This is a genomic window from Streptomyces griseoruber, assembly GCF_001514205.1.
GTDB classification, from domain to species: domain Bacteria; phylum Actinomycetota; class Actinomycetes; order Streptomycetales; family Streptomycetaceae; genus Streptomyces; species Streptomyces griseoruber.
On the sequence record NZ_KQ948763.1, the window covers coordinates 343,038 to 349,861 of the forward strand.

Genomic DNA, 6,824 nt, shown 5'->3' on the forward strand with positions numbered 1-6,824 from the left:
TCTTTGATCGATCGAGCACGTCGCCCTACGTCAAGAATCCATTACGAAGAGCCCTCTAAACCTCCGGGAAGGGCTTTCAAAGACTACGCAACTGACTACGAAACGAAGCGAATCGGTAACAGGATCGCTCTTGACTGATGAAGAACAGGGTGGATTGGATCAGGCCAGGCTCCATGCCTCGTCAGTTCCTCATCGCCCCCCAGAGCTCGGAACGGAACCGTGACTTCCAACGCCCACAGCAGCAGGTCCAGGTCCCTCAGGAACACCGGCGCGGCGGCCGTCGCGCTCGCCGCGGCGACGGCGCTGCTCGCAGGATGCGGCTCCTCCGACGACAAGTCCGACCCGCTCGCGGGGGACAAGGCGGACAACGGGACCGTCGTCGTCGGCTCCAACAACTTCGCCGAGAGCATCCTGATCGCCGACATCTACGGCGAGGCCCTCAAGGCCAAGGGCATCAAGGTGTCCTACAAGCCCAACATCGGCAGCCGCGAGACCACGTACGGCCTGCTCAAGAACGGCTCCATCACCGTTCTGCCGGAGTACAACGGCTCGCTGCTGGCCTACCTCGACGCGAAGGCCGAGCAGAAGTCCCTCGCAACCGTGAACGCCGCCGTCAAGGCCAAGCTCGACTCCAAGCTGACGCTGCTGGAGTCCTCCCCGGCCGAGGACAAGGACTCCGTCACGGTCAACAAGGCGACCGCGGACCAGTACAAGCTCACCTCCGAGTCCACGCTCGCCGACCTCAAGGACATCGCGCCCGACCTGATCCTCGGCGGCTCGCCCGAGTTCCAGACCCGGCAGCAGGGCATGGTGGGCCTGCAGTCGGTGTACGGCCTGAAGTTCAAGTCCTTCAAGGCGCTGGACGCCGGCGGCCCGCTCACCCAGGCCGCGCTGAAGAAGAACACCGTGCAGGCCGCGGACATCTTCACCACCGACCCGACCATCACCAAGGAAGGGTTCGTCGTCCTCCAGGACCCGGAGAACCTCTTCGGCTTCGCGAACGTGACGCCCCTGGTCTACAAGAGCGGGCTCTCGGACGAGGGCGTGGACGCGCTCAACGCCGTCTCCGCCAAGCTGGACACCAAGACCCTGCTGGACCTGGACTCGCAGGTGCAGCTGGAGAGCAAGGACCCGCTCGACGTCGCCAAGGCCTGGCTGAAGTCCGCGGGCCTCGACTGACCTTCCCTCGTTGGCAACGCCCTCCGGCCCCCCGCCGGTCGTCCTGACCGGCACCGGCCTCACCGTCGGCGAGCTCATCGCGCTCGCCGACGGTGAGGCCGTGCCCGCGGTGTCCCCCGAGGCCCGCGAACGCGCCGCACGTTCCTGGCGGGCGGCCCAGCGCCTCGCCGCCGAGGGACGGCTCTACGGCCGTGGCACCGGTGTCGGCGCGCACCGCTCGGTGAGCGTCGACGAGGGCGACGAGAGCGCCCATGGCCTCAGGCTGCTGCGCAGTCACGCGGGCGGCGGCGGAGCGCTGCTGCCCGCCCGTCAGGTCCGGGCGATGCTCGCCGTCCGCGCCAACCAGCTGCTCGCCGGCGGCTCCGGCATCCAGCCCGCCTTCGTCGACGCCCTCACCGAGGCCCTGCGCCTGGGCGTCCACCCCGCCGTCCACGAGTACGGCGGCATCGGCACCGGTGACCTCACGGCCCTCGCCCAGACGGGCCTGACGCTGATCGGCGAACGCCCCTGGGTGAGCGCCGGCCGGCCCGCGCACCCGGGGGCCGCCCCGCGTCCGGCCACCACCGGGTACCCGGTCCCCGCCGCCCGGCCCGAGGCGGGCACCCGGAGCGCCGCACCGGCCGGCCCCCCGGACGGCGACCTGTACAACTCGGCCGACGCCGCCTGGCGCGGCCCCGGCCGTGCCACCGGCCCCGACGCCGGCATGGTCGGCCGGCCCCACACCTCCTGGCGAGACCTCGGCCCGGACCCGCAGACCGGTCGGCCCGAACCCGACGCACCCGCGGCTGCCGGTCCCGGCGCCCCGGCCCACCCGGGTGCGGCGGCCCTGCCGCTCACCGTCTCCGCGCCGGAGACGCCCCCCGCGCCCGGCACCCTCCCCGCCCCCGTCACCCTGCACCCCGGTGACGCGCTCGCCCTGCTGAGCAGCAACGCGCTCGCGCTGGGGCAGGCGGCGCTGGCGCAGCACGGGCTCGATGCGCTGCTGCGGGCCACGCATGCCGTGGCCGCGCTCTCCCTGGCGGCGGTGGGCGGTTCGGCGGAGGCCTACGCGGCCGCCGTGCACGCGCTCAGGCCGTACGAGGGCGCCGCGCGGGCCGCCGGGGAGGTACGGCGGCTGCTCGGGATCGGGGAGAACGGGGAGGGGATGCCCGGCCGGCGGATCCAGGACCCGTTCGGGTTCCGGGCCTTCCCGCAGGCGCACGGCTGCGCCCTGGACGCCTGCGCACGCCTGCGCGCGGTCGTCGAGGTGGAGGTCAACTGCCCCTCCGAGAACCCCCTCGTGGCCGCCGACGGCACCACCGCCCACCACCACGGCGGTTTCTTCGCCGCGCCGCTGGGCCTCGCCCTGGACGCGGCCGGCCTCGCCCTGCTCCAGACGGCCCAGCTCTCCGTGGCCCGGCTGTCCGCGCTCGGCGACCCGGACCTCACCGGTCTGCCCGGCTTCCTGGCCGCCGGACCCGCGAGCAGCTCGGGCACGATGATCCTGGAGTACACCGCCAACTCGGCGCTCGCGGAGCTGCGTTCGTGCGCGGCGCCCGCCTCGGCCGGGCACGCCGTCCTCTCGCGCGGACTGGAGGAGGCCGCCAGCTTCGCCGGCCAGGCCGCCCGGCAGACCCTCCGGGCGGCTCAGGCCTACCGCACCGTCCTCGCCTGCGAACTCGTCACCGCCGTACGCGCGTTGCGGATGCGACCGGTGCCCCCGCCGGTCCCCGCGTTCACCCTGGCGACGGCCGCGCTGCCCTTCGGCACGGACGACCGCCCCCTGACCGGAGACCTGGCCGCGGCAACCGAACTGCTGCCGCGGCTGGCGGAGTTGTGACTCGGTGGCGCAAGGGCTCAGTAGCCGACGTAGAACGTCGCGTCCTGCTGCGCGGTCGACGTCGAGATCGGGTCGATGCGCAGGACGTAGTTCGAGTGCCGGATGTAGCGGGTGGGGTTGTTGTACGAGCGGAACGACGACCAGGCCGAGTCCGCGAGGCCCGCCGTGCGGTAGAAGGTCGCGTCCGCCGCGAACGTCGACGTGCCGTCGTTGACGTCCAGTTGGAGCGCGTAGTTGTAGTGCCGCAGATAGCGGGTCGGGTAGTTGACCGACTGGAAGGAGACGCCCGAGCTGTCCGCGAGGCCCGGGACGATCGTCCACAGCGAGTCCTTGTACGGCTCGACCGGGTACTCGTCGATCCGGCCGACGTAGTTGGAGTGCCGGACGTAACGGGCCGGGTAGTTGTAGGACTTGAGCCGGTTCCAGGCGGGTGCGCCCCAGTAGGACAGCAGGGCGTTGTACTGGGCCGTGGTGATCGTCGAGATGCCGCAGTGCTTGGAGTTGACCGGCTGGGTGTAGGTCTTCTGGTCCAGCGCGGTCCAGGTGCCCGCCGACAGGTCGCCGGACTGCCAGGCGTAGAAGACGCCGTTGGGGGTGTAGGTGTCGCCCCAGAGCCACCAGGTGCCGGAGGACAGTGACTTGACCAGGGTCGGTGCCTCGGTGCCGCCGTGCGCGGCGCCGGTGGAGAACTCCGTGAAGCTGCCCGGGGCGAGGGTCGTGGAGCGGGCCCCCACCAGGGTCTGGTTCTTCTTGAAGTAGAGGTAGTTGTAGCCGTTCACGCCCACGGCCATGTCGCCGTCGATCACGTCGTAGCCCGGGTCGAAGAAGACCTGCGGGGCCGAGGCCGTGACGAAGTCGCTGGTGTAGTTCACCATGATCACGTTGTGGCCGCTGTCGTTGACCGCGGAGTAGATCAGCCCGTACTGCCCCCGGCTCGCGTCCCAGAACGCCTCCGGCGCCCAGCTGTGGGTGTTCATGTCGTGCAGCTTCAGCCGGTGGTAGCCGGTGAAGGTGCGCAGGTCCGTGGAGTTCCACACGTGCACGTACTGGCTGACGTAACTCCAGTCGGTGCCCTTGAGGTCGGTGGCGAGCACCACGAAGGTGCCGTCCTGCTTCTTCAGGATGAACGGGTCGCGCAGCCCGAGCGCGCCCTCGGTCGGCGTGACCACCGGGTTGTTCTGGTTCAGCGGCGTCCAGCGCAGCCCGTCCGTGCTGACGGCCAGATGCAGGCCGTAGTCGGTGCCGTCACCGAGGTTGGTCGACTCGGTGAAGTAGCACATCACGTACGCCGAGTCGGCCGCGTGGGCCGCCGGGGTGCCGAGCGTGAGGGCGAGGGGCACGGAGGCCGCCGCGCCCAGGAAGAGGCGGCGGGAGGGGTTGGGGGTCATGTGCTCTCTCCACGGGGGTGCGGGTCCCTTGTCGAAATGTCGAACAAGGTTCGATGAGCCGATCAGAAGGTAGGGGTGTGGGAGGAGCGGGTCAATCACTGTGACAGGAAAAACTCCTGTGAACTCCGCGCGCCGGCACGGCTACCCTCGGCGGCCGTGAACAGAAGACGGCGCAAGAAACTCACCAAGTCCCTGGCCGGGGCGGTCCTGTGCGACGAGGGCACGCGTGTCGACCGGCTGCTGAAGGCCGGCGCCGACCCCGCGGCACCCGATGCCGACGGTACGACTCCCCTGTACGCGGCCTGTGTTCAGGGCTCGGCCGGCATCGCCCGCAGCCTGCTGGCGGCCGGCGCGCCGCCCGACGCGCCGAGCGCGGGACCCGGCGCCGAGGGAACTCCCCTGTGCGCGGCGGCCTGTTGGGGGCACACCGACACCGTCCGCGTCCTGCTGGCCCATGGCGCCGACCCCACGCTCCGCGAGGACCACGGCACCGGCTGGACGCCGCTGCGCTGGGCGCTGAGGGGCCCGCACCCGGAGACGGCCGACCTGTTGCGGGCCGCGATCGCCGGCCGCGAGACCGGCGGGCCGGTCAGCGGGCCGGGCCCGACCCCAGGGTGACATCGGCGATCACGCGGTCGATCAGAGCGATCAGCACGTCCCGGCACGACTCCCGCTCCCGCGCGTCGCACAGCAGCACCGGGACACCCTCCGGCAGCGCCAGGGACGCCCTGATCTCCTCCGCCGGATAGGGGTGCTCCCCGTGGAAACCGTTCACCGCGACCACGAAGGGGATGCGCCTGCTCTCGAAGAAGTCGATCGCCGCGAAACTCGACTCCGGCCGGCGCACATCGACCAGCACCACCGCGCCCAGCGCCCCCACGGCGAGGTCGTTCCACATGAACCAGAACCGCTGCTGGCCCGGGGTGCCGAACAGATACAGCACCAGGTCGTCGCCGATGGTGATCCGTCCGAAGTCGAGGGCCACGGTGGTGGACCGTTTCTCCTCGATGCCCTTCAGATCGTCGATCTCCAGACCGGCGACGGTCAGCGGCTCCTCCGTACGCAGCGGAGCGATCTCGCTGACCGACCCGACCATGGTGGTCTTGCCGACGCCGAAGCCGCCGGCGATGAGGATCTTCACGGTGTCGGGCGCCGCGACCGCGCCTGCGGTGGGCTCAGATCCGGCCAAGGCCGTCCCTCACTTTCTGCAGCAGGTCCAGATCCGCGGCGCCGGAGACGGAACGGGGCGGCCGGGCCGTGATCAGGCCTGCCTCCAGCAGGTCGCAGAGCATGATGACGACCACGCTCACCGGCAGGTCGAGATGGGCCGCGAGCTCCGCCACGGCCACCGGACGGGCGCTCAGCCGCAGGATCCGGGCGTGTTCCGGCTGCGGCCGTGCGGCCCGCTCGGGCGGCGGGTCCACCGCCGTCACCGTCGTGATGAGCGTGAAGTCGGCTCGGCTGGGCCGGGTCCGCCCACCGGTGAGGGTGAACGGCCTGACGAGGCGGCCCGCTTCGTCGCCTTGGCTCACCTCACCCGCCGTTGCCGCGGACGGCGGGACCGATACCGGTCCGCGGCGCCGCGCTCAGGTGCTCGCCGATCTTCTTCACCAGCATGTTCATCTGGTACGCGACCACGCCGACGTCCGCGTGCGAGCCGGCCAGCACCACCAGATGGGCGCCGGGGCCCGCCGAGGTGAGGATCAGATAGCTGTTCGCCATCTCGATGAGCGCCTGGCGCACCGGGCCGCCGCGGAAGTCCATGCTGACGCCCTTGCTCAGGCTCATCAGGCCCGAGGCGGTCGCCGCCAGCCGCTCGGCGTCCTCCCGCAGGAACCCGGTGGACTTGCTGACCACCAGCCCGTCCTCGGAGAGCACGACGGCCTGGTTCACATCGGCCACCCGGTCCACGAGGCCGGTGAGCAACTGGTCGAGCTGGGTGTTCGTGGCGGGGATGGAGTGTGTCATCGCGGTGTCCTTCATGAGCGGTCGGCGGGCGGGGTCGGGGTCTGGGGGGCGCCTGCGGCGGTGACCGCCGGACCGGGCGGCGGTACGGCGCTGTCGGCATCGGCGTCCTCGTGGTCGCGTGCCCGGAGCGTGCCGCGCTGGAAACCGGCGAGGGAAGAGGCCGCGCGCTCCGCCGTGAAGTCGTCGGGGAAGCCGTCCTCCTCACAGGGCGGCGCCTCCTCCCGCAACTCGGCGGCGAGACTGGTCTGCGGGACCCGCTGCGGCAACGGCCTGAGCCCACCCGCCCGGCCCCCGGCCCCGGCGGTCGCGAGTCCGGCGGAACGGTCCGCCTTTTCGGGCTCGGGGGCGGCCGGGGACGGTGAGGCGGGCGCCGGGGACGGTGAGGTGCCGGTCGAGGAGGGCGAGGCGCTTGCCGGGGACGGCGAGGCGCTTGCCGGGGACGCTGAGGCGGGCGCCGGGGATGGCGAGGC

General features: G+C 71.7%; 7 protein-coding genes and 1 pseudogene. 3 read left to right on the forward strand and 5 right to left on the reverse strand.

Annotated features, from left to right (window positions below):
• Positions 1–219: 219 nt before the first annotated feature.
• Complete coding sequence (locus tag AQJ64_RS01455; RefSeq protein WP_055637843.1) at positions 220–1,179, forward strand: ABC transporter substrate-binding protein; 960 nt, start codon at positions 220–222, stop codon at positions 1,177–1,179.
• A 10-nt stretch (positions 1,180–1,189) separates the two neighbouring features.
• Entirely contained in the window at positions 1,190–2,998 is a 1,809-nt protein-coding gene (locus tag AQJ64_RS01460; RefSeq protein ID WP_059202336.1) for an aromatic amino acid lyase, read from the forward strand.
• A gap of 17 nt (positions 2,999–3,015) precedes the next feature.
• Here the strand turns inward: AQJ64_RS01460 and AQJ64_RS01465 are convergent, their stop codons facing one another.
• Positions 3,016–4,386: a glycoside hydrolase family 43 protein gene (locus AQJ64_RS01465; RefSeq protein ID WP_055638743.1), complete on the reverse strand. Its 1,371-nt coding sequence runs from the start codon at positions 4,384–4,386 to the stop codon at positions 3,016–3,018.
• A 156-nt stretch (positions 4,387–4,542) separates the two neighbouring features.
• Between AQJ64_RS01465 and AQJ64_RS01470 the strand changes: the two genes are divergently transcribed.
• The gene (locus AQJ64_RS01470) at positions 4,543–5,004 is read left to right on the forward strand and encodes an ankyrin repeat domain-containing protein (protein ID WP_055638742.1); all 462 of its coding nucleotides are present in this window, start codon (positions 4,543–4,545) and stop codon (positions 5,002–5,004) included.
• Here the strand turns inward: AQJ64_RS01470 and AQJ64_RS01475 are convergent.
• The 4 genes and pseudogenes from AQJ64_RS01475 to AQJ64_RS49970 form a co-directional block, all read right to left on the reverse strand.
• The gene (locus AQJ64_RS01475) at positions 4,976–5,575 is read right to left on the reverse strand and encodes a GTP-binding protein (protein WP_055638741.1); all 600 of its coding nucleotides are present in this window, start codon (positions 5,573–5,575) and stop codon (positions 4,976–4,978) included. The two genes, AQJ64_RS01470 and AQJ64_RS01475, sit on opposite strands and share 29 nt — an antisense overlap.
• Complete coding sequence (locus AQJ64_RS01480) at positions 5,562–5,918, reverse strand: DUF742 domain-containing protein (protein ID WP_055638740.1); 357 nt, start codon at positions 5,916–5,918, stop codon at positions 5,562–5,564. The genes AQJ64_RS01475 and AQJ64_RS01480 overlap by 14 nt, the downstream gene beginning before the upstream one ends.
• A gap of 1 nt (position 5,919) precedes the next feature.
• Positions 5,920–6,354, reverse strand: coding sequence for a roadblock/LC7 domain-containing protein (locus AQJ64_RS01485; protein ID WP_055638744.1), 435 nt, complete (start codon positions 6,352–6,354; stop codon positions 5,920–5,922).
• Between the two features lie 11 nt (positions 6,355–6,365).
• Positions 6,366–6,824: pseudogene (locus AQJ64_RS49970) on the reverse strand (histidine kinase); the annotation flags it as partial.